Origin of the sequence: Serratia sp. JSRIV002 (genome assembly GCF_019968725.1) — a bacterium.
In the GTDB taxonomy this organism is placed as follows: Bacteria; Pseudomonadota; Gammaproteobacteria; order Enterobacterales; family Enterobacteriaceae; genus Chania; species Chania fonticola_B.
In genome coordinates, this window is sequence record NZ_CP074143.1 from 3,731,024 (window position 1) to 3,755,027 (window position 24,004).

24 protein-coding genes are annotated in these 24,004 nt (G+C 56.1%); 8 read left to right on the top strand and 16 right to left on the bottom strand.

Features of this window, described 5'->3' with window-relative positions; translation table 11 throughout:
* Window positions 1-22: 22 nt before the first annotated feature.
* A complete protein-coding gene (locus KGP26_RS17555) occupies window positions 23-1,648 on the bottom strand; it encodes a TIGR04028 family ABC transporter substrate-binding protein (RefSeq protein WP_059201151.1) in 1,626 nt (541 codons plus the stop codon).
* Between the two features lie 174 nt (window positions 1,649-1,822).
* On the opposite strand from KGP26_RS17555, the gene KGP26_RS17560 reads away from it, so the two are divergent.
* The gene (locus KGP26_RS17560) at window positions 1,823-2,071 is read left to right on the top strand and encodes a hypothetical protein (protein ID WP_021805777.1); all 249 of its coding nucleotides are present in this window, start codon (window positions 1,823-1,825) and stop codon (window positions 2,069-2,071) included.
* 15 nt (window positions 2,072-2,086) lie between these two features.
* Here the strand turns inward: KGP26_RS17560 and KGP26_RS17565 are convergent, their stop codons facing one another.
* Entirely contained in the window at window positions 2,087-2,716 is a 630-nt protein-coding gene (locus KGP26_RS17565; protein ID WP_223664337.1) for an alanyl-tRNA editing protein, read from the bottom strand.
* Between the two features lie 84 nt (window positions 2,717-2,800).
* On the opposite strand from KGP26_RS17565, the gene KGP26_RS17570 reads away from it, so the two are divergent.
* On the top strand, window positions 2,801-3,757 hold the full coding sequence (locus KGP26_RS17570; protein WP_021805779.1) for a LysR family transcriptional regulator: 957 nt from the start codon (window positions 2,801-2,803) through the stop codon (window positions 3,755-3,757).
* On the opposite strand, the gene alkB is transcribed toward KGP26_RS17570, so the two are convergent.
* Window positions 3,719-4,366, bottom strand: a complete 648-nt coding sequence (gene alkB, locus KGP26_RS17575; RefSeq protein ID WP_021805780.1) for a DNA oxidative demethylase AlkB — start codon at window positions 4,364-4,366, stop codon at window positions 3,719-3,721. The genes KGP26_RS17570 and alkB overlap by 39 nt on opposite strands.
* A 138-nt stretch (window positions 4,367-4,504) precedes the next feature.
* Between alkB and rarD the strand changes: the two genes are divergently transcribed.
* Window positions 4,505-5,386: an EamA family transporter RarD gene (gene rarD / locus KGP26_RS17580; protein ID WP_223664338.1), complete on the top strand. Its 882-nt coding sequence runs from the start codon at window positions 4,505-4,507 to the stop codon at window positions 5,384-5,386.
* Between the two features lie 10 nt (window positions 5,387-5,396).
* Here the strand turns inward: rarD and KGP26_RS17585 are convergent, their stop codons facing one another.
* The 9 genes from KGP26_RS17585 to citC all read right to left on the bottom strand — a co-directional run bounded on the left by KGP26_RS17585 (window position 5,397) and on the right by citC (window position 14,258).
* On the bottom strand, window positions 5,397-6,092 hold the full coding sequence (locus tag KGP26_RS17585; RefSeq protein WP_223664339.1) for a 4'-phosphopantetheinyl transferase: 696 nt from the start codon (window positions 6,090-6,092) through the stop codon (window positions 5,397-5,399).
* Window positions 6,093-6,174: 82 nt separating this feature from the next.
* Window positions 6,175-7,407 (bottom strand): bifunctional glucose-1-phosphatase/inositol phosphatase, encoded by a 1,233-nt coding sequence (gene agp, locus KGP26_RS17590; RefSeq protein WP_223664341.1) that lies wholly within the window; start codon window positions 7,405-7,407, stop codon window positions 6,175-6,177.
* Between the two features lie 144 nt (window positions 7,408-7,551).
* Window positions 7,552-9,015 carry an anion permease gene (locus KGP26_RS17595; RefSeq protein ID WP_021180306.1) on the bottom strand — a complete coding sequence of 488 codons (1,464 nt, stop codon included), beginning with the start codon at window positions 9,013-9,015 and terminating at the stop codon, window positions 7,552-7,554.
* A gap of 31 nt (window positions 9,016-9,046) precedes the next feature.
* Window positions 9,047-9,940, bottom strand: coding sequence for a triphosphoribosyl-dephospho-CoA synthase CitG (citG, locus tag KGP26_RS17600; protein ID WP_021805784.1), 894 nt, complete (start codon window positions 9,938-9,940; stop codon window positions 9,047-9,049).
* Window positions 9,921-10,469, bottom strand: a complete 549-nt coding sequence (citX, locus tag KGP26_RS17605) for a citrate lyase holo-[acyl-carrier protein] synthase (RefSeq protein WP_094982591.1) — start codon at window positions 10,467-10,469, stop codon at window positions 9,921-9,923. The genes citG and citX overlap by 20 nt, the downstream gene beginning before the upstream one ends.
* A gap of 4 nt (window positions 10,470-10,473) precedes the next feature.
* Entirely contained in the window at window positions 10,474-11,979 is a 1,506-nt protein-coding gene (citF, locus tag KGP26_RS17610) for a citrate lyase subunit alpha (RefSeq protein WP_223665664.1), read from the bottom strand.
* Entirely contained in the window at window positions 11,979-12,872 is an 894-nt protein-coding gene (citE, locus tag KGP26_RS17615; protein ID WP_059202058.1) for a citrate (pro-3S)-lyase subunit beta, read from the bottom strand. Before citE ends, citF begins: the two co-directional genes overlap by 1 nt.
* A gap of 7 nt (window positions 12,873-12,879) precedes the next feature.
* Window positions 12,880-13,188, bottom strand: a complete 309-nt coding sequence (gene citD, locus KGP26_RS17620; RefSeq protein ID WP_071680964.1) for a citrate lyase acyl carrier protein — start codon at window positions 13,186-13,188, stop codon at window positions 12,880-12,882.
* Window positions 13,185-14,258, bottom strand: coding sequence for a [citrate (pro-3S)-lyase] ligase (citC, locus tag KGP26_RS17625; protein ID WP_218519168.1), 1,074 nt, complete (start codon window positions 14,256-14,258; stop codon window positions 13,185-13,187). The genes citD and citC overlap by 4 nt, the downstream gene beginning before the upstream one ends.
* Window positions 14,259-14,581: 323 nt before the next feature.
* On the opposite strand from citC, the gene dpiA reads away from it, so the two are divergent.
* Entirely contained in the window at window positions 14,582-15,268 is a 687-nt protein-coding gene (gene dpiA / locus KGP26_RS17630) for a two-component response regulator DpiA (RefSeq protein WP_059201159.1), read from the top strand.
* 78 nt (window positions 15,269-15,346) lie between these two features.
* Here the strand turns inward: dpiA and KGP26_RS17635 are convergent, their stop codons facing one another.
* The 4 genes from KGP26_RS17635 to KGP26_RS17650 form a co-directional block, all read right to left on the bottom strand.
* Window positions 15,347-16,327 carry an ABC transporter permease gene (locus tag KGP26_RS17635; RefSeq protein WP_223499999.1) on the bottom strand — a complete coding sequence of 327 codons (981 nt, stop codon included), beginning with the start codon at window positions 16,325-16,327 and terminating at the stop codon, window positions 15,347-15,349.
* Between the two features lie 2 nt (window positions 16,328-16,329).
* Entirely contained in the window at window positions 16,330-17,268 is a 939-nt protein-coding gene (locus KGP26_RS17640) for an ABC transporter permease (RefSeq protein WP_037375581.1), read from the bottom strand.
* Window positions 17,269-17,344: 76 nt separating this feature from the next.
* On the bottom strand, window positions 17,345-18,826 hold the full coding sequence (locus tag KGP26_RS17645; RefSeq protein ID WP_218519166.1) for a sugar ABC transporter ATP-binding protein: 1,482 nt from the start codon (window positions 18,824-18,826) through the stop codon (window positions 17,345-17,347).
* A 74-nt stretch (window positions 18,827-18,900) separates the two neighbouring features.
* Window positions 18,901-19,836: an autoinducer 2 ABC transporter substrate-binding protein gene (locus tag KGP26_RS17650; protein WP_223665665.1), complete on the bottom strand. Its 936-nt coding sequence runs from the start codon at window positions 19,834-19,836 to the stop codon at window positions 18,901-18,903.
* Between the two features lie 237 nt (window positions 19,837-20,073).
* On the opposite strand from KGP26_RS17650, the gene KGP26_RS17655 reads away from it, so the two are divergent.
* The 4 genes from KGP26_RS17655 to uhpC all read left to right on the top strand — a co-directional run bounded on the left by KGP26_RS17655 (window position 20,074) and on the right by uhpC (window position 23,877).
* A complete protein-coding gene (locus tag KGP26_RS17655; RefSeq protein WP_166732626.1) occupies window positions 20,074-20,325 on the top strand; it encodes a hypothetical protein in 252 nt (83 codons plus the stop codon).
* Window positions 20,322-20,951 (top strand): response regulator transcription factor, encoded by a 630-nt coding sequence (locus KGP26_RS17660; RefSeq protein WP_021805795.1) that lies wholly within the window; start codon window positions 20,322-20,324, stop codon window positions 20,949-20,951. The genes KGP26_RS17655 and KGP26_RS17660 overlap by 4 nt, the downstream gene beginning before the upstream one ends.
* Before the next feature lie 12 nt (window positions 20,952-20,963).
* Window positions 20,964-22,496: an MASE1 domain-containing protein gene (locus KGP26_RS17665; protein WP_223665666.1), complete on the top strand. Its 1,533-nt coding sequence runs from the start codon at window positions 20,964-20,966 to the stop codon at window positions 22,494-22,496.
* Between the two features lie 88 nt (window positions 22,497-22,584).
* Entirely contained in the window at window positions 22,585-23,877 is a 1,293-nt protein-coding gene (uhpC, locus tag KGP26_RS17670) for an MFS transporter family glucose-6-phosphate receptor UhpC (RefSeq protein WP_115158125.1), read from the top strand.
* The last annotated feature ends 127 nt before the right edge of the window (window positions 23,878-24,004 follow it).

Here is a 24,004-nt window from a genome sequence, read left to right on the forward strand (position 1 = left end):
CTTTATCTCCTCGAATATGGCGTTAGCGTTTCTCTAACCACGCGCCATAGAAGCTTGGCCGACCCACGGCCTCAAAGTTGACGCCTTTCAGATAGGGAGCACCGGCAAAGACCTGCGGCTCTTCAAAGAACGGGATCACATAGGCCTGATCCAGCAGATACTTTTGAGCCTCACCGGCGATCTGCAAGCGCTTGGCCGGATCCACTTCAGAGGCGATCCCCAGCAGCAGTTGGTTCAGCGAATTGTCGATAAATTGACTGTTCTGGCTGGTGCCCCCCTGCTGCAACAGGCCATCACGATTGGTGGGATAAAACTGGCTTTTAATCACATCGGGATCGGCACGGCCCACTTCGACCACCGAAGCCGGGGTCTTTTGCGGATCGAGGTTATCTGCCACCCGGCTGCCAGCATCGCCTGCCAAGATATTCAGCCGAGCCCCCACCTTGCCCCATTGCTGCGAGACCAATTGCAGCACCGCCTTGTTTTGCGGCTGCGGAAGCGACTCGTACACCGTTAACAACAGCTTTTTACCGTCTTTCTGGCGCAGACCATCGCTGCCCTTTTGCCAACCAGCGTCATCTAGCAGGCGGTTGGCCTTCGCCAAATCGAAGGTCAATTTATCGGAGAGATCGACAAAACCGGCTGCCGAGGAGGCAATCACCGATTTGGCTTGTGGATAGTTGGCGGAGAACAGCGTATCGACGATCTGTTTGCTGTCGGTGGCATGCAGCAGCGCTTGCCGCACGCGGATATCGGCCACCAGCGGATTGTCTGGCCTGAAGGCAATGCTGTCGTTGACGCCCCGGGTTGGCGCGGCATAGATCGTAAAGCCCTGATCCTGGGTTTGCTTCTCATCGTAAGCCTGGATCTGGCGAATAAAGTCCGCCTGCCCGGCCTGCAACGCGCCAATTCGCACGCTGTCTTCCGGGGTGACGATCACCTTGATGGCATCCAGATTGGCCCGCCCTTGCTGAGGCAGCTTGGCGGGCCCCCAACTATAGTCTTGGCGTACGCTGAGATCGACCTCCCGCCCTAAGGTTTCACCGCTCACCACAAACGGGCCAGAGCCGATAATATGGCGCGCATCACCCAGTTCATCGTATTGGCGGTTCAGCGTGCTGAGCGACACCAGCCCGGAACCGATGGTCGCCGTACCTTGCAGGAAGCCTGGGGACGAGCGCTTGAAATAGAATTTGACCGTCAGCGGATCGATGACCTCACTGTGGTCATAGTTATTGATCACCTCGGAAACCGGCAAGCGCAGCGCTTTATTGCCCAAGCCGTAGGTATCAAAGTTCTTGGCTACCGCGTTGGCATCCAGCGGTGTCCCGTCGGAGAAGGTCACTCCAGGGCGCAGTTTGAAGGTATATTCCGTTTTATCGGGGTTGCTGGACCAGGACTCGGCGATCCAGGGTTCGATCTCCAGTGTCTTTGGGTTCTGGTAGGTCAGCTTGTCGGTGATCTGGTTAAGGATACCGCCGTTGGGGTAAAACCCACCTGAAGGGGGATACAGATTGGTATGGGCCTGCTGCTCCAGATAGATCAGCGTACCGCCCTGCACCGCCGCGATGGCCGGGCTCGCCGCAGCCGCAGCGCCTAATACCACCGCCAGTCCGCTGGTTAACGTCTTGAAAGGAAAATTAAACATGGGTGCCGTGCCTTCTTTATGTCGGTTTGTTATGGGGTAGATAACAAACCAAAACGGCACGGAGTTGAACGAACTAATTTAGCTAACTAATGATAGAAAACGCACAAGGCAGGTGGCTTGGCAATAAACCGATTTTGTTATAATGTATCATTTTCGTCTTGCAGGAGATAAAGCATGAAGGCACAGCTCTCTTTGTTATTCCTTAGCATGCTGGCTGGCAAGGCTACCGCCTTCCAACCTCGCCAACCCGAATTACCACCAGCAAAGGCTCCCAGCATTGAAAAGCAGCTGGTAAATCAGTTTTACGGTTTTCATTTCATGGCAATGCAGGCCGTGAATACCAGCACCTGTGCAGCCGTGCCGGTCATGGGCTGCCAGTGCGCCTTCTGTACGCAGTTACGCAATGCAGGGTCAGGAAAATAAAGAGGGTGCCCTTGGTTATGCTACCTGATACTGCACAATCAACTGCCCTTTCTTCATCTTGACGGCGGTAATTTGCACCTTGCCCAACTCCGCCAGCGAACGCACATGGGTGCCACCGCAGCCATAAGCAGGCAGATCGCCAAACCCAACCTGACGGACGCCTTGCTGTTCCTGCTGCCTGCGTGGCAAGTCGGCGGCGATCAAGTCCGTCAGCCGTTGTTGCAAATATTCTGGTTGCAGTTCCGTTGCCTGTGCACCCGGTGCAAAGGTAATACGCCCTTCCCCCGGCCAGTGGTGCGCTTTCACCGGCTGCCAGCCCCGGTTTTCCCCAAGCCAGCCAATCAGATGCCCGGCAGAATGCCAGCGGGTATGTAAGTGGCGTTGCTCCCCGTCGATTTCCAGCGTCACCGGACCACAAGGCAGGGGGGCGGCCAGATAATGGAGCAGTTGATCGCCCTGCGCAGCAACACGTAATACCGCTACACCGCCGATCGTGCCGCTATCGCTCGGCTGCCCGCCGCCCTGTGGGTGAAACAGCGTGGCATCCAACTGCACCGCATAGCTGCCATCCTCTTGCGCCGTGCAGGACAATACCTGAGCCTGGAGCTGCAAATCATCGTGATAATAATAAAGTCGTTCGGTCATGGGCTCTCTCCTGGTTAACGCCGTTATTATATTCGTGCCATAATCGGCTGATAATCCGTCTTCTTTACAATGGACCTTTGCGCCGTGAGCACAAATCTTTCCACCACACTGCTGGTTGAAATGGCCGTTTTTGTTCAGGTGGTGGAAAGCGGCAGCTTCTCCGCCGCCGCCCGCCAGTTAGGCAGCTCGCCTTCTGCCACCAGCCGCAGCGTTGCCAGGTTGGAACAAGCGCTGAACGTACGGCTGTTGCACCGCACCACCCGCAAACTGCGCCTGAGTGAGCAAGGCGAGGCCGTGTTTCAGCGCTGCCGCAGCATGCTGGATGCCGCCAACTCAGTGTTGACCATCAGCGACCAGAACAGCTCGGAGCCGGAAGGCACAATCAGCATCAGCGTACCGAAAGCCGTCGGGCACTTTGTCCTGCACCCTCACATGCCAGAGTTCTTACGGCGCTATCCGCAGGTGGATGTCCATCTGCGGCTGGAGGACCGTTATATGGATTTGATCGACGATCGGGTCGATCTGGCGCTGCGCATCACCGACCGACCGTCACCGGGCCTGATCGGCCGCCCGTTGATGACCATCGAACATTTGCTATGCGCCACTCCGCATTACCTGGCCCAACAGGGCACGCCGCGTCACCCACGAGACCTGACGGAGCATAGCTGTATTTATCTGGGGGAGACGCCCAGCGACGCACGTTGGCGTTTTCGCCGCAATGGCAAGACGGTTTCGGTCAATGTGCGGGGTCGCTATGCCGCCAACCACACCGGGGTTCGGTTGGATGCGGTGAAACAGCATATCGGTATCGGCAGCCTGCCTTACTTTACCGCCCACCAGGCGCTAGCCAGCGGTGAGATTGTGCAGGTGTTGCCAGAGTGGGATTTCCTCAGCAGCTATCATGGCGATCTGTGGCTGCTGTATGCCCCAACTCAGCATCTGCCCCCCAAGCTGCGAGTGTTTATCGATTATCTGGTGGCCAGTTTAGGCCAGGAACCCGCGTTAAAGCGCCTTGCGCAGGGTGATATTGATACGGTGTGACCCCACCAGGGAATGATAGCCCTCTTTCACCGGCATGATGCCGTGGAAACATAATCGCGACGGGCCACCCCAGACTACCACATCACCGTGGGCCAGCGGGATGCGCCGCGTTCTGTCGCTGCGATGCAGGCCACCAAACTGAAAAACGGCCGGTAGCCCAAGCGATACCGAAACGATCGGTGCCGTAAAATCATGCTCGTCTTTATCTTGATGCAGTGAAAGCTTACTGCCCGGATCGTAGCGGTTCATCAGGCAGGAGTCCGGGACGTAATGACCGAACCCGGCCTGCAAGGCCGCTTCATCGGCCAAAGCCAGCAAAATTGCCGGGATTTCTGGCCAACTTTTGCCAGTACCGGGATCGCGTTGCGAATAGCGGTAGCCATTGCTATCGCTGTTCCAGCCGTTGCCGCACCAGCTCATGGCCACCGACATGGTGAAGCCGCCCGGCGTGGTCATATGCCGCCAAGGCACCTGTGCCACCACGCCGTTGACCGCCGCCAGCAGTTCCGGCCCGTGATCGCGAACAAAGCCGTGCAATACCACCGCCCCCGGCGCGATTTCCTCACGCCAGGGCGGCGGCAGCGCATCTTCAAACAGATCGATTGTCATCGTCATTACCTGGATAAATACACAGGTGTAATTCTAACCGCTTGGCCGTTGTTGTCCAGTCCAGCGTAATCCATTGTTGTTAGAGCTAAATAGCCTTAGAGTAGCCGCAGGAAATTCCATTAATAATCAGGAACGCTGGTGATCAAAGGCATCATACTTTCCGTCGTCGCTTCCCTGCTGTTCGGCGTGATGTATTACTACACCTCAATGCTAACCCCACTCGACGGCGAGGAAATCTATGGCTGGCGCACCCTGCTGACGCTGCCGTTTCTGACGCTGTTTATGCTGTTTTCCGGCGACTGGGCGCGGGTGAAAGAGATGCTGCACTGGCTACGGCAGCATCCGCAACGCGTGCTGTTGTTGCTGCTCACCACTTCCCTGCTGGGCGTGCAACTGTGGCTATTCCTGTGGGCACCGCTGCACGGGATGGCGCTGGATGTCTCACTCGGCTATTTCCTGCTGCCGCTGACCATGGTGTTGGCAGGGCGAGTGTTTTTCCGCGATCGCCTGTCTGTGCTGCAAAAAATGGCGGCCCTATGCGCATTGGTCGGCGTGGGTAATGAGCTGATCCTGGTGGGCGGGGTTTCCTGGTCAACGCTGGTCGTCGCGCTAGGTTATCCGGTTTACTTTATTCTGCGTCGCCGCTTGGGCACCGATCATCTGGGCGGGTTGTGGTGTGAACTGACGCTGATGCTGCCAGTTGCCGCGCTGTTTGCCCTTGGTGGCTCAGAACCGCTGGCGGCACTGACGGCCAAACCGCTGCTGTATTTGCAGATCCCGCTGTTGGGCATTATCAGCGCTCTGGCGCTGGTGTGCTATATCCTTGCCAGCCGCCTGCTCCCCTTCAGCCTGTTTGGCCTGCTGAGCTATGTAGAACCGGTGTTGCTGGTGATCGTCGCGCTGCTATTGGGGGAAACCATTAACGCCAACCAATGGCTGACCTATATCCCGATCTGGCTGGCGGTCATGTTGCTGGTGCTGGAAGGTGCGCGCCATCTGCTACGACGCCGTAGGTATTAAAACGCTGATTTTAAAAACAAATAAACGTTGTTACGGCGTCACCTCGCGGCCAGAAACGTCCTTTAAACCGACGGCCTGCTTGGCATCGTGGCGTCAACGTTGTTAGCAACTCCAGCTCAAAGGTCTGCGCCTGCATATCCAACCCGACGATCCGCGCATCCATAAAATCAAAGTAGCAGCGTACCTGCGGGTAAAGCGCCTTGAACAGGCTTTCCTTGGCGGAAAACACCAGCGTCAACAGCAGGTTAAAAGGCTGTGGATGTTGGCGTAACCACTGGCATTCGTTCTCATTGACGATGCCGCTCCACAACTCTTCTGCTCGTACAGATGGCATCTGCGTTTCCACATCAATGCCCACGCCACCTGCCCCATCCTCATGCTGAGCGGCACACAGCGCCGTATCATTATTGTGGCTGATCGCCCCGGCAATTCCGGCGGGCCAGAGCGGTTCACGTTTCTCCCCGCGCAATAAAGTGAAATCCTGATGGCCCAACTCTGCCAGCACCCAGCGCGCCAGATAGCGCCCGGCAAGATATTCCGCCTTACGCTTGGCGACTGCGGGTGCGACATGTTCAGGGAAATCGATACCGGCGGCAGCAAACAGATCGTCGTGATAATCCGCGACAGAGAAGTGACACTGCGCGATCAGGCCAGCAAAACCGTCAACCGGTAATAATTCAGCATTGAGAATAAAAGAAGAGAGCACGTTTCATCCGTGACAAGGGTCCGTTGAGACAGTATATACCGCGCGGCAGGCCGGGGCGAAACGGTTCGCCCCGGCAGCACGGTTATTGCAAGACGTCCTTCATGGTTTTTTCAAAGTCGCTCCAGGCGCAGAAGCCGTCTTTATCTACCGGACAGCCTTCCAGCGCCAGGGTGACGCGCTGCGGCGGGGTGCTCAGCGTCAGCGGTTCGGCATTACGCAACTGTTCGGTGGATTGGTAGACATACTCAATCTTCAACAGATCGCGATCGCCCTCGCCATCATGCCAGCGTTGAAACACCAGCTTGCCGCCAATCGGGGTTTTCTCATACTGCTTCGGCAACGCATACGGCTTGAACTTCATCGCAGACAGCAAGGAAGCGATGTTGGAGTCATGCCCCACCAGCACGGTCAGCTTCGGTGAATCCGCCTTGCGCTCGCTAATCAGCGCCGAGTTGATGTAGGTCAGCAGCGGTTTGGCAACGTTCTGGGCGACGACCGACGAGGTGAACAGCGAATCCTGATAGCCATCTTTCAGCTTGGCCAACTGCTGCCACTGGTGCGGTGTCACAATCTTGCCCCAGGCCACCTCTTTCATCGGGAAGCCTTCGTAATACTGCAGCATAAAGGCATCCACCAGCGAGTTACCCACTTTCAGCGGGCCAGAAACGCCTGGCTCTTTCCCCGGTACCGCGCTCATTTTGTTCGGCTCAGTGGCCAGGTTGCACTGCTTGTCGATCTTGCAGGCGGGGGAGTCTTTGTAGTCGATGATCTGCTCGAGCTGTTTGTAGGAGGCGTCCAGCTTCAGCGATGCCAGCTCGGCATTCATGGCGCTCAACGCCTGCTGGTTAAAGGTTTCGCTGCTGTTGGTGATAATCGGGTTGAAGGTAGGATCCATCTCCCCCATTTTCTCCTGATGATGCACGCTGATGTCACAGCCTGGGAATGCGCCGTTGGTAAAGAACTGCGCGGTGGCTACCGTGCGTTGCAGGCTGTTGGCATACACGTAAACGCTGTCAGCGGCTGGGCAACCTTCCTGCGGCAAAATGCCCGCCTGCTTGAGCCACGCGTTGAAATAGTGGCCCATATACACTTCCAGCACGCCGCCCTTGGTGGTCAGCAAGCCACCTGGCGTATCCCACTGTGGCCAGGCTTTCGGCGTGGACTGGGCCAGCACGCTACCGTTGTTCGCCAGCGGAGCGCGCAGGTTATGGCGGCTCATCACCAGCACCTGCTCCAGTTGATAACCGTCGTTCTCAGCAAAGGCGGTGCCGCTGAACAGCAAAGGCAGGCAAAGTAATAACGTTTTTTTTCTCATCCGCAGAGGCTCCCTAAATATGATTATTTTGAATAGGTTAACGTTGGATTTGTATAATGACGGCGTTCGACATGAAAGTGTGTGACGGGCGTCACGGGGGAAGGGATTGCAACAGCGGCCATCCGTGGATGGCCGCCGATTAACTTAATACCACAGGCTAAGAATTGGCCAGCCGATCAACAGCAGCGCCGCGATATACACCACGCCGAGGATACCGCCAAGACGCCAGTAGTCTTTCGACTTCACATAGCCACAGCCGTAGATGATTACCCCTGGGCCAGTGGCATACGGGGTCAATACCCCCATGATACCGATAGACAGCACCAGCAGGATGGAAAGGTGTTCCATCGGCACGCCCGGCAAGCCTTTACCTACCGCCAGGATCATCGGCAACATGGTCGCGGTGTGGGCCGACAGGCTGGCAAACAGGTAGTGCGCGTAGTAGAACACCAGCACCAGCAGAATCACCGTCATTTTCGGTGAGAAACCGTCCAGATGGGTGCTCATGGTGGTGGCAAACCAGTCAATAAAGCCGGAACGGCTCAGGCCGCTGGCCATCACCACCAAGGTTGCCAGGTTAACCAGGGTATTCCAGGCGCTGGAGTATTTGGTGATGTCTTTCCAACTGACCACGTGCAGGGCAAGCATCAGCGATACCGCCAGCAAGCACACCGTGGTCGCATCCAAAATTTTACCGCCGAACACCCACAGACACAGGCTGAGTAACACCAGACCGATCAAGGTATATTCTTTGCGGGTCAGTTTACCCATTTCCCCCAGTGCCGTACTGGCCCAGCCAGCCACTTCGTTGCTGTGGGTTACACCTGGCTTATACAGGTAGTAGGAAATCAACGGAGCAACGATCAGCAGCAACAGCCCAACCGGCAGGAAGGCCAGGAACCATTGCATCCAGGTGATATTGATCCCGGCAATCTTGTTGACGAACTCGATGCCCAACACGTTAGGTGCCGCGCCGGTCACAAACATGGAGGAACTGATGCTGGTCCCCACCACCATCATCCACATCAGGTAACCACCAATGCGGCGTGAGGAAGGATCGTTAGGGAAGGAATCAAACAGTGGCGGCAGGTTCTTCACCACCGGGAATACGGTGCCACCGGTACGCGCGGTATTGGACGGGGTAAACGGCGCCAACATGATATCGATGATCACCACCGCGTAGCCTAGCGTCAGGGTGCGTTTGCCCATGAACTTCACCAGGAACAGCGCGATGCGGCGCCCTAACCCGGTGGCCTCGTAGCCCAGCGCGAAGATAAAGGCCCCAAACACCAGCCAGACGGTGGTACTGGAGAATCCGGCCAGCCCCCATTTGAGCGCCTCTTTACCGGCTTTAAAGCTGGGATTGGCCAGCTCTTCGGCACCAAACAGCACCCAGTTGGAACTGAGCACGCTGACGGTCACGGCAATAAAGCTGATCGCCGTGGCCGGGATCGGCTCCAGGATCATACCGACAATCATCGCCACAAAGATGGCAAAGTAACGCCAGGCTTGCGGTGGCATCCCCTCCGGCGTGGGTATCATTAACAGGACGGCAAGCACCACCAACGGGGCGATCGCTTTCCAGATTTTCTCTTTGGTTTCGGACATGGACACTTCTCCTGAAGGCTTCGTTATTTTTTTAAGCCCCCGCCTGCGGCAACTGCGCCAACAGCCAGGTGACTATCAATAAATCGGCACTACCGCCGGGGCTAAGATTGCGGGCGATGCACGCAACGTCGAACTGCCGCAAACGGGCAATTCCTTGCGCATCGCCAGCCCCTCCCTGTGCCAATAACTGGCTGGCATAGTGTTGTAACCAGCGCAGCCCTTTAATGCCGCCCCGCGAGGCGACGTTGGTATCATCGTTATGCGCCATCAGCCACAGCAGGCTGTCCAGCAGCGCGACCTGTTCTCCACAACCACTGGCGATCCTCTGGTGATACAGCGGTAACGCACCGCCGATCACCCGCTGAAAGCCGGATTCAGCCTCACCACGGGCACCGCTCAGGCCAAACTCGGCAAATAACCGTTGCCCTGCCGTCTGGCCCGCGTTGTTACGTTGCAGCTCCCGGCTAACCAACCCACGGCACATCTCGGCCACTTCGCCACACAGGCTTTGGGCGTCAATCTGCCGTTGTTGTTGCTGTAAGCGGCCAAAGGCGCAGCACAACAGCCCCAGCGAGAACACGCTGCCTTTATGGGTGTTGATGCCGCCGGTGGCGTGGAACATCTGTTCTTCACAGGCCATGCCCAATGGGCGCAGGCGTGCAAGCTGCTGCTCCGCGGGCAAAGCGGCGTCGGCCATACCCTGGCGGATAAAATAGGGCAGCCACCGGCCAATCGCCCTTGAGCTACGGTAGAAATGGCCAATATCCATGTCGCGATGCGCGCCGTTGTTGTGGCGATCGACCAACCCCGGTTTCGGCGTCAGGTTGACCTCCACCAACAGCGCCCGATAGGCGTCGCGAGCAAAGCGCTGGCTGTGCGAAAGATCTGTAACCGTCGGCTGCCAGTCAGGCTGGGAGTGCATCATTGAGCATCCTTTCCATTGCAGTGAGCAGTTGTTCGGTGCTGTGGCTCTGCTGGCGGGCGCAAATCTTGGCTGGCTGATTGCACAGCAGACAGCTGCGTTCAGGCAGACCAAGTTCACGCCGCGACAGGATCTTCCCTTGCGGGGTCAGTACATCGATATCCCACAGGCGGCCAATCGGCTGCTGGATTTCCAGTTGGATGGTGGCCTCTTTCACCGCGCGGGCATCGGCTTGCAGCGCCAGATAGCCCTCGCAGCCAGTGGGCAGTGCCAGGGTCTTCTGCTGCAAACAAAGCCAGCCTTGCTGGCGATACATCTGCTGCAAGGCCTGCCTGCCCAGATTGAACACGCGCCGCGTCATGGGGCTGTCTTTCACCGCCCCCGGCACCACGAGTGTGAGCACCACCAGCGTGGCGGTAGGATGGCGCGCCAGCCACGCCTGTTGCCGTGCCTGCCGGCATTCACGGCTGGAAAGCAGTTCGGGCAAACTTACGGCGCGGCTGGCGGCCAATTCGGGGGAGATGTAAGCCATGGCGTTACTCCGCGACCTGATGTACGACGTCAATCACCGAACCGTCGCGATAGCGCACCACGGCCACCACGTTGTCGGTAAAGGCGATCGGTTTCGGTTCGCCGGTCAGTACCAGCGCACGCTCACGCAGCCATTCGATGGTGACCACCTGCAGGCCAGCATCACGTAATCTCTGCGCCAGTTCTGGGCGAGCCGGGTTTACGGCAATACCGTGGTCGGTCACCAGAATGTCGATGCTGGAGCCCGGTGTAACGCAGGTGGTCACCTGCTCAACCAGCGTAGGAATGCGGCCACGCACCAACGGTGCGACAATAATCGCCAAGCGCGCCGCCGCTGCGGTATCACAGTGGCCACCGGAAGCGCCACGGATCACCCCGTCGGAGCCGGTCAGCACGTTAACGTTAAAGCCGGTGTCAATTTCCAGCGCGCTCAGCACCACCACGTCCAGACGATCAACCGACGCGCCCTTGGAGCTGAAGTTGGCGTACTGATTGGCGCTGATCTCGATATGGTTTGGGTTGCGAGCCAATGACATTGCTGCCGCACGGTCAAAGCTCTGCACGTCCAGCAGTTTGCCGATCAGGCCTTTCTCATGCAGATCCACCATGGTGGAGGTGATGCCGCCCAGCGCAAAACTGGCGCGAACGCCACGGGCACGCATCTTGTCTTCCAGGAAGCGGGTTACGGCCAACGAAGCGCCACCGGTGCCGGTCTGGAGGGAAAAGCCTTCGGTAAAGTAGCCGGAATCGACGATCACTTCGGCAGCACGGCGGGCAATCAGCAGCTCACGCGGGTTGGAGGTCATACGCGTGGCATCGGCCCCGATCTTGTCCGCATCCCCTACTCGCTCCAACTGCACGATCAGATCGACCTGATCCTGTGCCAGGCTGGCGGGATGATGCGGATAAGGCACGATCGCTTCGGTCAGCAGCACCACGCTACGGGCCGCTGCGGCATCCACCTTGGCATAGCCGAGCGAACCGCAGCAGGCATCGCCGGTATAACCGTTGGCATTGCCGAACTCATCGCAGGTAGGCACCCCGAGGAAGGCAACGTCGATCTGCAATTCACCCGACTCGACCAGGTTGACCCGGCCACCGTGCGAGTGAACCTGCACCGGCTCTTTCAGCAGGCCGCGCGAAATGGCATCTGCCAACGGCCCACGCAGGCCAGAGGTATAAATACGGCTTACCACCCCGTTGCGGATATGGCCGACCAGCGGCGCATGGCAATCGGTCAATGAACTGGAGGCCAGCGTCAGGTTGCGGAAGCCCATCTTCGCCAGCACATCCATCACCTGGTTGAGGGCCAGATCGCCGCCACGGAATGCGTGGTGGAAAGAGATGGTCATGCCGTCCTGCAGGCCGCTGCGGCGGATCGCCACTTCCAGCGACTCACAGCGTTTGATATCGCGCGGTTTACGCGCCTGCAGGTTGGCCTTGGAGGCTTCCTGATAAAGCCGCATCTCGGCGTGATTGTTCAAGGTCATCAGGCGTTGTTGGCGTTTCATCATGCTTCCTCGCTGTGGTTCGGTTCTTCACGCACGCCGGAAAGCGCTGCGCGTTGCAGTACCAGACGGGCCCGTTCAATCACCGGGCTATCGACCATCTTGCCGTTCAGCGAAACCACGCCGCGCCCCTCTTTTTCTGCCGCTTCTGCCGCATCGACCACTCGCTGGGCATGAGCCACTTCTTTGGCGGTTGGCGCATACAGGTTGTGCAATAGTTCGATCTGGCGTGGGTTAATCAGGGATTTACCGTCAAAACCCAGCTGTTTGATCAGCGCCGCTTCCTGTAGGAAACCCGCTTCATTGTTGGCATCGGAATAGACGGTATCGAACGCCTGGATCCCGGCCGAGCGGGCAGCCTGCAACAGTGAGCAACGGGCGAACAGCAGTTCAATGCCTTCCGGCGAGCGCTCGGTACGCAGATTGCGCACATAGTCTTCGGCACCCAGCGCAATCCCGATCAACCTTGGGGAAGCCTGCGCAATCGCCACCGCGTTGGTGATGCCCTGTGCGGACTCGATCGCCGCCAGCAGGCCAGTGCTGCCGACCGGGCGACCACAGGCACGTTCAATGGCGGCGATTTCACGCTCCATATCCACTACGTCCTGCGCGGTGTCGGTTTTTGGCAGACGGACGATATCCGCTCCGCCACGCACCACCGCTTGCAGATCCGCCAGGCCATAGGCCGAATCCAAGGCATTAACGCGCACAATGGTTTCTACTTCCTGATACAGCGGGTGTTGCAGCGCGTGATACACCAGGCGACGGGCCGCGTCTTTCTCACGCAGGATCACCGAGTCTTCCAGATCGAACATCAACGCATCGGCCTGATAGATAAAGGCGTTGCTGACCATGGCGGCATTCGCCCCCGGTACGAATAGCATGCTGCGGCGCATGCGGTGTTTATTCAGCGTTTTCACGGCGTTCCTCCCAAGGCAGCGTGGCGGTTTCGCTGGCACGCATCAGCGCGGTTTCCAGCCGTGCACGCAGCACACAGTCCAGTGCGCCTTTATCGTCGACAATCACCTGCACCGGCGGCACGTCGTACTGCTGCAAAACCTGCAACAGGGTGTGGCGGATGGCATCGCCGAACTGTTTTTCCACGCTGCTGGCAATCAGCAGATCGTGTTCCGGGCCCTCTGCTGGCGCGATACGTACCATGACATCGCTGGATTCCAGCGTGCCGGCCATTGCTTCTCGGATTATTTTCATTGTTCACCTGATTGTGCGGACTCAAATTCTTGCGGTACTGGCTTGGCCCGGCGCTGTGCCTGCAGATCCTGCAGGTAGTACAGCGTGTCTTTCGGCACCAAAGGCGCTGCGGCGTGGAAGTCTCCCGCGGCCAGCAGCTTGCGCACCCAGGAGGCAGAGATCGCCGTGCCCTGGTACTGCAAGCGCTCAATTTCCACCAGATCGATCGGTGGGCTAGGCAGCGCCGGAGTTTCCAGCCAATAACGCATGTCGCGGTTGTATTTCGCCGTTACGGCGCAGAACGGTTCGTTGCCGACAAATCGATGCGTGATGCCCAACGCGGGGGCCAGATACTGGCGGAAGATTTTCAGATCGATTTCGGTGTAACAGTCGTCGGCAACCCCCTGCTCTTTAATGAAGTAGCAAGGGAAAGTGGCACGGGAGATCACGTATTGAGACCCCTCATGCACCGTCAGATTGGTGATCCCCTCGGTGCCCTTCAGTACCAGATCGCGGCGATCTTCATACGGGAAGCGTGAGGTGTTTTCCTTCACCAGGAACAGATGCAGCCAGTCACATTGGGCGGCGGCTTCCCGTACCAGATATTGATGGCCACGCGTAAAGGGGTTGGCATTCATCACGATGCTGCCAATGGTGTCGCCCGGCTGGCGCTCGCTGGCCAGTTGCGCGGCGTAACGCTTCAGGCGGCACGGGCTGTTTTCCATCAGCACCACGATGCCCGGCACGCTGGCAATCGGATAAAAACCACACTGGCGAAACAGCGTCTCATTCTGCACTTTGGTGTAGATAAACAGCTGGGTGTGATGGCGCTCATAGGCCAGATTCACCAGTTCGGTCGCCAATGATAACGCCAGGCCTTCACCGCGCATTTGCGGGCTGATGGCCACGCATTTGATAATATTTTCGGCGATACCTCCGCAGGCAACCAATTGCTCGCCCTGGGTCACGGTGATAAAAACCTCGACCGTGGTATCAATATTCAGATCGTTACTACGCAAAAAAGCATTAATTGACGCTATATTTTTGTGATCCGATCTTTTCACCCGAGTAAATACGGTATCGCCCAGCATGTCAGTCTCTCTAAAATAACTTATCAATAACATTTGAAATACAAAACCCCATTACAGTTAACATTAAGGTGTAATAAAAACCTTAAAAACCATCGAGTTGAAATGGTCCATAACACGAACGGGGTATTTAATGGCGCCATGTTAAACACAAATAACGCCCTGATTATTGACCTATTTCACAATCTACCCGCAGTAAATAAGTTGTTTAATGGTTTTTATTTACTTAATTATTTTTATAGTTTTTATTAGCGACATAGTGTTTAATTAAATAACCATCTCGCTGAGATTTAATTAGCAACGTAATTAAGCAACGGGGAATTAACATGGAGTGGCTAAATATTCTGATTGTTGAGGATGAAACGCCGTTGGCAGAAATGCATGCGGAATTCATCAAGCAGAATGGCGGATGCCGGCAGATTTGGCTGGCGGGTACCCTGGCACAGGCACGCACGATGACCGAGCGTTTCAAACCCGATCTGATCCTGCTGGATAATTTCCTGCCAGACGGCCAAGGCATAGAACTACTGCGCGAACTGACGCTACAAGGCTACGGCGGTGGCATTGTGTTTATCACCGCCGCCAGCGATATGGACACCGTGGCCGAAGCGCTGCGCTATGGCGTGTTCGATTACCTGATCAAACCCCTGGCCTATGACCGCCTGGCGCAAACCCTGCAACGCTTTAGCCAACGGCGCGAAGCGCTGAAAGACAAGGCGCGGGTCAACCAACGCCGCATTGATGAAATGTTCAACACCTACGCCCGCGGTGGCGATCAGGCCGCGTTGCCCACCGGCATTGATGAGCTGACGCTGATAAAGATCCGCGATTTGTTCGAAGATCCGCAGGTGCGTCATACGGCAGAAAGCGTGGCACAACAAATTGGGCTGAGCCGCACCACCGCTCGGCGCTACCTGGAGTTTTTTAGCGCCAACGATCAATTAGTGGCGGAGATTATTTACGGCAAGGTGGGCAGACCCCAGCGGATCTATCGTTCAGCAAGCCATGGTTAAACAGGAGCGCCCAACATACAGTGATGTAGTGGGCTGCTTCTGAGGCTATCGAACCTGTTTGGTGAACTTGCACTATCACTACAACGGCTTGTTCTGCCTTAAGAAACGCAATGCCGGGACCTTCGCACCTTTGACAAAGATAAACGCCAGCAGTAGCGACCCCCACAGTGCCATGGTGATATAGCTACTGACGCCCATGATATTTAGCCCGCTCTCCAGCATTTGCAGCAGGAACAGCGCTAACACAATGCCGAAGACCCTACCAAATCCGCCGTCAGGATTTACCCCACCCAATACCGTCGCCAGGATAGTGATAAGTAACAGTGACTCGCCGTAGGAGGCTTTGGCCGAGTTGAGTTTCGACATCATCAGCAACGCCGCGACGGCGCACAGTAACGAGGAAATCACATAAACCCAAATCAGCGTGCGGCGGGTGTTAATCCCAGAGTAAAAGGTGGCTTTCTCGTTGGAGCCGGACAGGTATATCTGACGGCCCAGCGGGGTCTTGGCCAACATAAGCCAAAGCAGCAACGCCACCACGGCAAACAGGTAAAGCGGGACTGGAACCCCAAGAAAATAGCTGCGGTCCAATGCCAGTACATAGCTCGGAAAGTTAGAAATCGCCGAGCCTTTGGAGATCAGCACATTGATCCCTTTGAGCAAGGTCATGATGCCCAGTGTCGCCAAAATTGGGGATACCCGAACCACCGAGATAAGCACCCCATTGATGATCCCCACCACCAAGGCAACCGCCCCCCCCGCCAACAGCATCACTATCAATGAACTGAACGTTGGCTCAAGATGGGTACACACCCAGGCCATCACCAGCGCACTGGCGTTCGCAGTGGCAATAATGGATAAGTTGATGCCACCGGTCAGCATGGTGATCGCCATTGCCAGCGTCAATATCCCCACGACGGGGATCTGTGAGGCGATGGATTGGAAATTGGCCGCAGACCAGAATACCTGTGGGATCAGCACACTGAACACGCCCGCCACCAGCACCAGCAGTGCCACCAACCAGCGCTCGGTATGATCACGTTGAGTTGTTTTCGACATGGTTATATCCCTACCTTATGACGTTGGCCCCAGGCTGTCACACTGATACTGATGACTATCACCAGACCGATCACCACGCTATGCCAGTACGACGAAATACCCAGTAAATTCAGACCATTTTGCAATATTGCCAGCAAGATCACCCCGAGCAGAGTGCCGGTTAGGGTCCCCCGTCCACCGACAATACTGGTACCGCCCAGCACCACCGCCGCCAGCACGGTGAGTTCATAACCGAGCAACGAATCCGGTGCCACCGTCAAGACGGTATAGGACTGCACCACACCGGCGATACCGGATAAAAACCCCATATAGCCATAAACAAACAGTTGCAGCTTTACAATGCTGAACCCCATGCGGGATGCCGCTTCCTGATTACCGCCCAACGCATAAATTTGCCGGCCAATGCTGGTGCGTGTCATCACCAAAGCAGTGACAATAATCGTCGCCAGCAAGGTCAAAATGGGCAGCGAAAGGCCATAGTCATAGCCGTCAGCGGCGGTGAAGGAGAACAGCATTGGCCCATGTTCGAACCATTCCGGATAGGTATACAGCCAGACACCCCGGCTGAGATACAGCAGCAACCCGTAGAAGATATTCAGCGTGGAAATGGTAATAATGATGGACGGTACCCGCAGGCGATTAACCAAGAGCGCATTGATCAACCCCAGCAACAATCCGATGCCTCCTGCCAACGCGAAAGCCACCGGGAAATTACCGCCAAACTTCGCAATGAATGTCACCATGACATATTGCGAGATAATGGTCATCGCCGGGAATGAAATATCAATACCGCCAGAAATCAAGACGATAAAAAACCCGCACGCCAAAATGGTCAGCATGGCGTAGTTATTTATCAAGTCATAAATATTGGCGAGCGTCAAAAATTCTGGGCTGGTGAAAGCAAGATAAGTCGAAATAATCAATAGGGTAAAAGCCAACATAACTTCATGGCGTTTCAGATGCTCTTTATTAAATAATCCTGTTTTGCCTACATCAGGCTTATTGAGTGCATGGGGATTAGCCATTGACTACCTCCGCAATGGCAGCTTCGCTGCAGTTACTCGGCAAGAACTCCTGCACAAGCCGCCCAGACCGCATAACCAGAATACGGTGGCTATTAAAGTAAGCTTCATCAATCTCATCACAAACCATTAATACCGCAATCCCCCGCGCCGCCAATGCATTGATAATATTATAAATGCCTGCTTTGTTGGCGATGTCGACCCCAACGGTCGGCGAGTCGAGGATCAGTATTTGCGGGTCGGTTGCCAGCCATTTGGCGATGGCAATACGCTGGGCATTTCCACCGGATAACGTATTGACCGGCAGGTCGCTATTACCGATTTTGATCGACAGATGTTTCACCATGTCTTCGACCAGCGTGTCGACTCGCTCGGCCCGCATCAGGTGCAAGGCATTTTTAAGCCGGTGTAATACCGTGGCACTGATATTGTCGCGGATTGATTGCTCCATAATCAGCCCGGTGCTCATCCGGTCTTCCGAGACATAGCCCACACCGGCGGCAATGGCATCGCGGTTACTGGCGAACCGCATTGGCTTATCATTGATACGAATGCTGCCCGACTCGGGTTTGGTTAAACCAAATAGACTGAGGCACAGTTCTGTGCGGCCAGACCCGAGCAAACCAACCAGCGCGACAATTTCGCCAGGATGCAAAGCCAGTGAGATATCCTGATATTGATTGCCACGGGAAAGCGCTTCCACTGCCATCACGACAGGGCGTGCTTCGCTGTAAGGCGGTAGCACCTGAAAATCAAATTTCATATCCGTCATCAGCCAGGCAAGCCGCTGGTTGTCCACTTCAGCCGCAGGGTAGGTTCCAACCCACTGGCCATCTTTCAGCACGGTAATACGGTCTGAAATCTCCAGCACTTCGCTCAACCGGTGACTCACAAATACCACACAGATATTGCGTGATTTCAGCTCATGCACCACCCGTAGCAAGCCGTTGACTTCCTGCCGGGTCAGCGACGCGGTTGGCTCATCCATCACAATGAGGCGGGCATCTTGTGCCAGTGCACGACAGATAGCGACTAATTGTTTCTGGGCGATGGATAAATTCTCAACCAATTCGTCCAGATTAAGGTGGGCATCAATGCTGTTAATGACGCGTTCGGCGGTCTCACGCATCTGACGTTTATTCACCCACAGCTGATGGTGATAATGGTTCATGGCGATATTCTCAGCCACGGTCAGATTCGGGAATAAGGATAAATCCTGATAAATGACCTGGATCCCCAGGCGGACAGACTCAATAGGTGTCAGGGTTGAATAGGTTTTGCCATCAATAATAATGGCGGCATCTCTATCGGGTTGGTAAACACCGGAGATAATCTTGATCAGTGTTGATTTGCCACAACCGTTCTGCCCAGCGAGGCAATGTACCTCACCCGGTAACAGGGTCATAGCCACCTTATTCAGCGCCTTGACGCCATAAAAGGTTTTACTGATATTTTCCAGGGTAATAAATGGCTGCATACATCCTCTTACGCCAGGCGAGCAATGGTTGCAGAGCCGGACAAGGCATCCGGCTCTGCGGTCATGCGGGGGAATTAATACAGGGAATCCACGTTATCTTTGGTAACTCGCAGTACATTGTGGAACTGAATCAGGTGTTTTTCCTGATCAACTTCCGCTTTACCCACCCCAGGGATCTCCATGCCTGTTTCGATCTTCTCACCTTTAAGCACTTTGTCAGCAACGGCGGTCAGTGCATATCCAGCAGAACCTGGGTCATAAGTGACACCCATGGCGATATCACCACTTTTAATCAGCGAGGCTGCCTGAGAGGGGATCATCATGCCGAATACGTGGACATTGTTTTTCGCCCGCTTCTCTTTCACTGCACGGCCTGCACCAATTGGGCCTTGTGAACCGAAGGCCACAATCCCTTTCAGGTCGCTATGCGCTTTCATCAGATCCAGTGTGGTGCGGCGTGAGTCATCAATGCTCTCGGCGACGGGCATACGGCTGGTCACTTCAAACATTTCCGGATAATGCGCTTTCTGGTACTTAACAAACAAATCTGCCCACAGGTTATGCTGTGGCACGGTCAGGCTGCCGACATAAATGACATACCCACCCTTGCCGCCCATCGCTTTTGCCATTTCTTCCACGTTGTCGGCGGCAAATTTGGCGTTATCAATGATTTCAATATCCCAGTTAGCGCTAGGCTGCCCTGGTGATTCGTTGGTTAATACCACGATACCGGCGTCACGCGCTTTCTTGAAGACGGGCTCCAATACATCGGCATCGTTCGGCACGATACTGATGGCACTGACTTTCTTGGCGATTAAATCTTCAATAATTTTAACCTGTTGTGGAGCATCGGTACTGGATGGGCCGACTTGATAGGCTTTGATACCCAGGTCTTTACCGGCACGTTCCACACCTTCACCCATGCGGTTGAACCAGGGCATTCCCGCGATTTTCGAAATATTGACGACTTCCACTTCTTGCGCCAATGCACCGCCCGAGCCCACCAGCATGCTGAACAGGCTAGCCGCCAATAACGTTTTCACACTCAATTTTTTCATCTAACACTCCCGGATCTAATGTAGGTTGAGGCATAACCGCCAAGTAGCGAGGTAACTCATTGGTATTATTTATATTTTATTGTTAGTGACGATTTCCCGGGATGCCGATTTTACATCTGCACAACATTCCCGTAGAGGGACTCTACAGCCTCGATAGCGATTTCCCCCATATCTTTGAATGCTATTTATATGGACAAACCTGCAACCTTCCCGGTTTGCGACAGAGGTCATGATCCGCAGGGGAGAAACGAAGCGAATTGCGTAAAAATAACCGTCAGGAAGGCAATAACAGCGCTGGTGACAGGGATACTCTGGATCGATGCGGCAGGCCATTTTAATGCCAATCTGTTAACTCCCTTCCATTTTGCAGCGCAACAGTTGCCAGCCAGAGTTTTCCTGCGCATGATGCGGAAAATCTCACACTTTGTTACAGGCTTATGATTAACGTTGCGCTGATAGACGACCACGTGGTGGTTCGTTCCGGGTTTGCCCAGTTACTGTCGTTGGAAGAGGATATCCGTATCGTCGGCCAGTTCGACTCGGCGGCACAGGCATGGCCGCACTTGCTGCGCGATCCGATCGACGTAGCGGTGCTGGATATCGCCATGCCGGATGAAAGCGGCCTCAGCCTGCTCCAGCGTTTACGCCAACAGCGCCCCACCTTTCGCGCCATCATCCTCAGCATCTATGACACCAATGCCTTCGTGCAAAGCGCTATCGATGCCGGGGCCGGTGGTTATCTCACCAAACGCTGCGGCCCCCATGAACTGGTGCAGGCGGTTCGCGCCGTCAGCAGCGGTGGGCTTTACCTGTGCGCGGATGCCTTGCGAGCGCTGCGCCATACTCCGCAGCCACCGAAAGAATTGCAGGTACTCACCCCGCGCGAGAAAGAGATCTTCGATCTGCTGGTCAACGGCCTGAGTGTCAAAACCATCGCCCAACAGTTGACCTTAAGCCATAAGACCGTGCAGGTGCACCGCGCCAACATCCTCGGCAAACTGCATTGCGACACCACCGTGGAACTGGTGCATTTCGCGCTGCAACATCAACTGCTTGCCGGGAGTTAGCCGGTGCCGCCAATGGTGCGCCGCCTGGCGCTTTCGCTGTTTCTGGCGCTGTTTTTTGCCCTCAGTTGGCTAGCCCTGTGGACCATTAGCCTGCATCTGAGCCATGACGGCCAGCAGGCCGTGCTGCTGTTTCCCCAAGGGCTGCGGCTAGCGCTGCTGATCCTGCTGCCCCGGCGTTACTGGCCCACGCTGTTATTAGCGGAAGCCGCTACGCTGCTATGGCTGTATGACCAGCAATTGCTGAGCGATCGCTTGGTGCTATTGCTACCGTTGTTAAGCCTGCTACCAGCATGGGGCACTCAGCGGCTGTGGTATCGCTATCACCTGTATTGGCAACGGCTATCGCTATTGCTGGCGGCCATCGCGGCCAATGCGCTGCTGTGCGGGTTACTGGCGGGGGTCTGGCTGCCATCCAGTATCAGTCAAACCTTGCTGACCAGCTTTACCGGCGGCGTACTGCTGGTGCCTTTCGTCTATCTGATTTATACCTACCTGCGCCAGCAACTGGTGACGTCGATGCCCGTTCCGCGCCCCTCGACACCACAGCTACGCACCTCTCTTCTGCTGTGGTGTTCACTGTTTCTCACCATGGGGATTTGCGTGCAACTGGCGATCGCCCCGCAGATGGAGCGGCTGCTGCTGATCTTTATCTTTTTGCCCAACGTGTTTATGGCTTATCGCTTTGGCTGGCAAGGGGGCGTCCTGGCGGCGCTGTTTGGTAGCGTGATGATCACCCTCACCCGTCAGGCCGGTGGCGCGTTTCAGGGTCTGCAAGAGTTGGAGCTATTCCTTTCTACCCAGGCGCTGTTGGGGATTGGGCTGGGGATTGCCATCAGCCGTCAGCAGCAATTGGCGCAAAAGCTACAGCGCTATCGCCAACAGTTGGAGCAGGAATTAGCGGCCAAAAGACACCTGATGGAGCGGCTGATAGGTACCGAAGAAGAGGTGCGCAAGGCCATCGCTCGCGAGTTGCATGACGAGATCGGCCAGAATATTACCGCCATTCAGATCCAGGCAATGTTGGTGAACCGCAGCGCCACCGCCCCGGCCACCCGCCTGGCCGCGGAGCAGATCGATTCGCTATCGCAACGCATCCACCACACCACCCGCACCCTGCTACGGCAATTGCGCCCACCGGTGTTGGAAGAGATGGAGCTGGACAAAGCTCTGCATCACCTGGCCGATGAGTTTTCCTTTGCCGAACAGGGGATCAGCTTCCAGCTGGATTACCGCCTGCCAGCCACGCCAGATGATGAAACCCTGGTATTTACCCTCTACCGCGTGGCACAGGAGCTGCTCAATAACATCAGCAAACACGCCTGCGCCAGCCATGTGCATTTAAGCCTGACGCAAACCCACCAGACGATCACTCTGGAAGTCCGTGATGACGGCCAGGGTATGCCGTTGCAACCCACCAGCGGCTTTGGCCTGCGCGGTATCGAAGAGCGAGTGCGCGCATTGGGGGGCGATTGGCGGCTCCATCGGCGTAATGGCACGCGCATAATTGTTAACCTGCCCACAAAACTGAACAAAAACTCCGTCTGACTAGGACTAAGTCTTAGGTGCCTAAAACCTTGTCTCATCCAATCCTGTTTTCAACACCCTACACTGCTCTCACTGTCCGGAGGAACTCATGACATCGGCCACGTTAACCGCGGAACAAATCAGCGCTCGTTACCGCTACTGGCGACCACGCCTGATGTTTTCGATGATCGTCGGCTACGGCGCCTTTTATCTGACACGCAAGAGCGTCAGCTATGCCATGCCGGTGATGCAGCTCGAACTGGGGTTGGACAAAGGGGATATCGGCCTGCTGGGTACGCTGTTTTACCTGGCCTACGGCGGCTCGAAGTTTGTCTCCGGCATTGTCAGCGATCGCAGCCAGGCGCGCTGGTTTATGGGTGTCGGGCTGTTTATCACCGGCGTGCTGAACATCGTGTTCGCCTTTTGCCATTCGCTGACGGCGTTGCTGGTGGTCTGGACGTTAAACGGTTTCTTTCAGGGCTGGGGCTGGCCGCCTTGCGCCAAGATGCTCACCAGTTGGTATTCGCGCAACGAGCGAGGCTTCTGGTGGGGCACCTGGAATACTTCGATCAGCCTGGGCGGTGCGGCCGTGCCATTGCTGTCCGGATTTATGGCTTCACACTACGGTTGGCAGGCTGCGCTGTTGCTGCCGGGAGCCATCGGGATGCTGATTGGGCTGTGGCTGTGCTGGCAACTGTGCGGTAAACCGCAGCAGCAAGGATTACCCAGCGTAGGCCACTGGCGGCGCGATCAGCTGGAGCTGTGGCAAGAGCAGCAAAGCCCGGCGATGCCGATGCGGCGGATGTTGTTTGACACCATATTGCGCAACCCAACCATCTGGTTGCTCGGCGTGTCCTACATCCTGGTGTACCTGATACGCATTGCGCTGAACGATTGGGGCAACATCTGGCTGGCGGAGAGCCACGGCGTCAACCTGATGAAGGCCAACGCCACGTTGTCACTGTTTGAACTGGGTGGGCTGTTTGGCGCACTGTTTGCCGGATGGGGATCGGATCTGCTGTTTCGCGGCCTGCGAGCACCGATGATCCTGCTGTTCTCCATCGGACTCTTTGTGACGACGACCGCCCTATGGCTGGCCCCGCTGCACCATTACGGGCTGCTTTCGGCCTGCTTTTTCGGCCTCGGCTTTTTTGTGTTTGGGCCGCAGATGCTGATCGGGCTGGCCGCCACGGAGCACTGCCACAAGGACGCGGCCGGGACCGTGACCGGGTTTCTTGGCCTGTTCGCCTACCTGGGTGCCGCGCTGGCCGGTTGGCCGCTGGCGCAGGTATTGCAGCATTACGGCTGGTATGGCTTTTTTGCCCTGCTGGCGCTGGCAGCCACCTGCGTCGGCCTGCTGTTGATGCCGCTGCTGATGGCCGGGCAGATACGGCAACAATAGACGTAATTTTTATACGGTTAATGGATTGATCCTCGCACCCAATAGCAACACCGGATCAGCTCCCTCTCCCTGTGGGAGAGGGTTGGGGTGAGGGGAAAATGGTTTGCTTTACCCTACAAAGACAACA

What these genes read in the sequence shown, in the direction of transcription:
- KGP26_RS17665 (WP_223665666.1), top strand. Translation starts at nt 20,964, where the DNA reads ATGGTGCGCCGCCTGGCGCTTTCGCTGTTTCTGGCGCTGTTTTTTGCC.
- dpiA (WP_059201159.1), top strand. Translation starts at nt 14,582, where the DNA reads ATGGAGTGGCTAAATATTCTGATTGTTGAGGATGAAACGCCGTTGGCA.
- citF (WP_223665664.1), bottom strand. Translation starts at nt 11,979, where the DNA reads ATGAAACGCCAACAACGCCTGATGACCTTGAACAATCACGCCGAGATG.
- KGP26_RS17635 (WP_223499999.1), bottom strand. Translation starts at nt 16,327, where the DNA reads ATGTCGAAAACAACTCAACGTGATCATACCGAGCGCTGGTTGGTGGCA.
- KGP26_RS17595 (WP_021180306.1), bottom strand. Translation starts at nt 9,015, where the DNA reads ATGTCCGAAACCAAAGAGAAAATCTGGAAAGCGATCGCCCCGTTGGTG.
- KGP26_RS17650 (WP_223665665.1), bottom strand. Translation starts at nt 19,836, where the DNA reads ATGCTGGTGGGCTCGGGCGGTGCATTGGCGCAAGAAGTGGAAGTCGTC.
- agp (WP_223664341.1), bottom strand. Translation starts at nt 7,407, where the DNA reads ATGAGAAAAAAAACGTTATTACTTTGCCTGCCTTTGCTGTTCAGCGGC.
- uhpC (WP_115158125.1), top strand. Translation starts at nt 22,585, where the DNA reads ATGACATCGGCCACGTTAACCGCGGAACAAATCAGCGCTCGTTACCGC.
- KGP26_RS17645 (WP_218519166.1), bottom strand. Translation starts at nt 18,826, where the DNA reads ATGCAGCCATTTATTACCCTGGAAAATATCAGTAAAACCTTTTATGGC.
- KGP26_RS17655 (WP_166732626.1), top strand. Translation starts at nt 20,074, where the DNA reads ATGGACAAACCTGCAACCTTCCCGGTTTGCGACAGAGGTCATGATCCG.
- KGP26_RS17555 (WP_059201151.1), bottom strand. Translation starts at nt 1,648, where the DNA reads ATGTTTAATTTTCCTTTCAAGACGTTAACCAGCGGACTGGCGGTGGTA.
- KGP26_RS17560 (WP_021805777.1), top strand. Translation starts at nt 1,823, where the DNA reads ATGAAGGCACAGCTCTCTTTGTTATTCCTTAGCATGCTGGCTGGCAAG.
- citX (WP_094982591.1), bottom strand. Translation starts at nt 10,469, where the DNA reads ATGGCTTACATCTCCCCCGAATTGGCCGCCAGCCGCGCCGTAAGTTTG.
- KGP26_RS17660 (WP_021805795.1), top strand. Translation starts at nt 20,322, where the DNA reads ATGATTAACGTTGCGCTGATAGACGACCACGTGGTGGTTCGTTCCGGG.
- citG (WP_021805784.1), bottom strand. Translation starts at nt 9,940, where the DNA reads ATGATGCACTCCCAGCCTGACTGGCAGCCGACGGTTACAGATCTTTCG.
- alkB (WP_021805780.1), bottom strand. Translation starts at nt 4,366, where the DNA reads ATGACAATCGATCTGTTTGAAGATGCGCTGCCGCCGCCCTGGCGTGAG.
- citD (WP_071680964.1), bottom strand. Translation starts at nt 13,188, where the DNA reads ATGAAAATAATCCGAGAAGCAATGGCCGGCACGCTGGAATCCAGCGAT.
- KGP26_RS17565 (WP_223664337.1), bottom strand. Translation starts at nt 2,716, where the DNA reads ATGACCGAACGACTTTATTATTATCACGATGATTTGCAGCTCCAGGCT.
- citC (WP_218519168.1), bottom strand. Translation starts at nt 14,258, where the DNA reads ATGCTGGGCGATACCGTATTTACTCGGGTGAAAAGATCGGATCACAAA.
- KGP26_RS17640 (WP_037375581.1), bottom strand. Translation starts at nt 17,268, where the DNA reads ATGTTGGCTTTTACCCTATTGATTATTTCGACTTATCTTGCTTTCACC.
- citE (WP_059202058.1), bottom strand. Translation starts at nt 12,872, where the DNA reads ATGCGCCGCAGCATGCTATTCGTACCGGGGGCGAATGCCGCCATGGTC.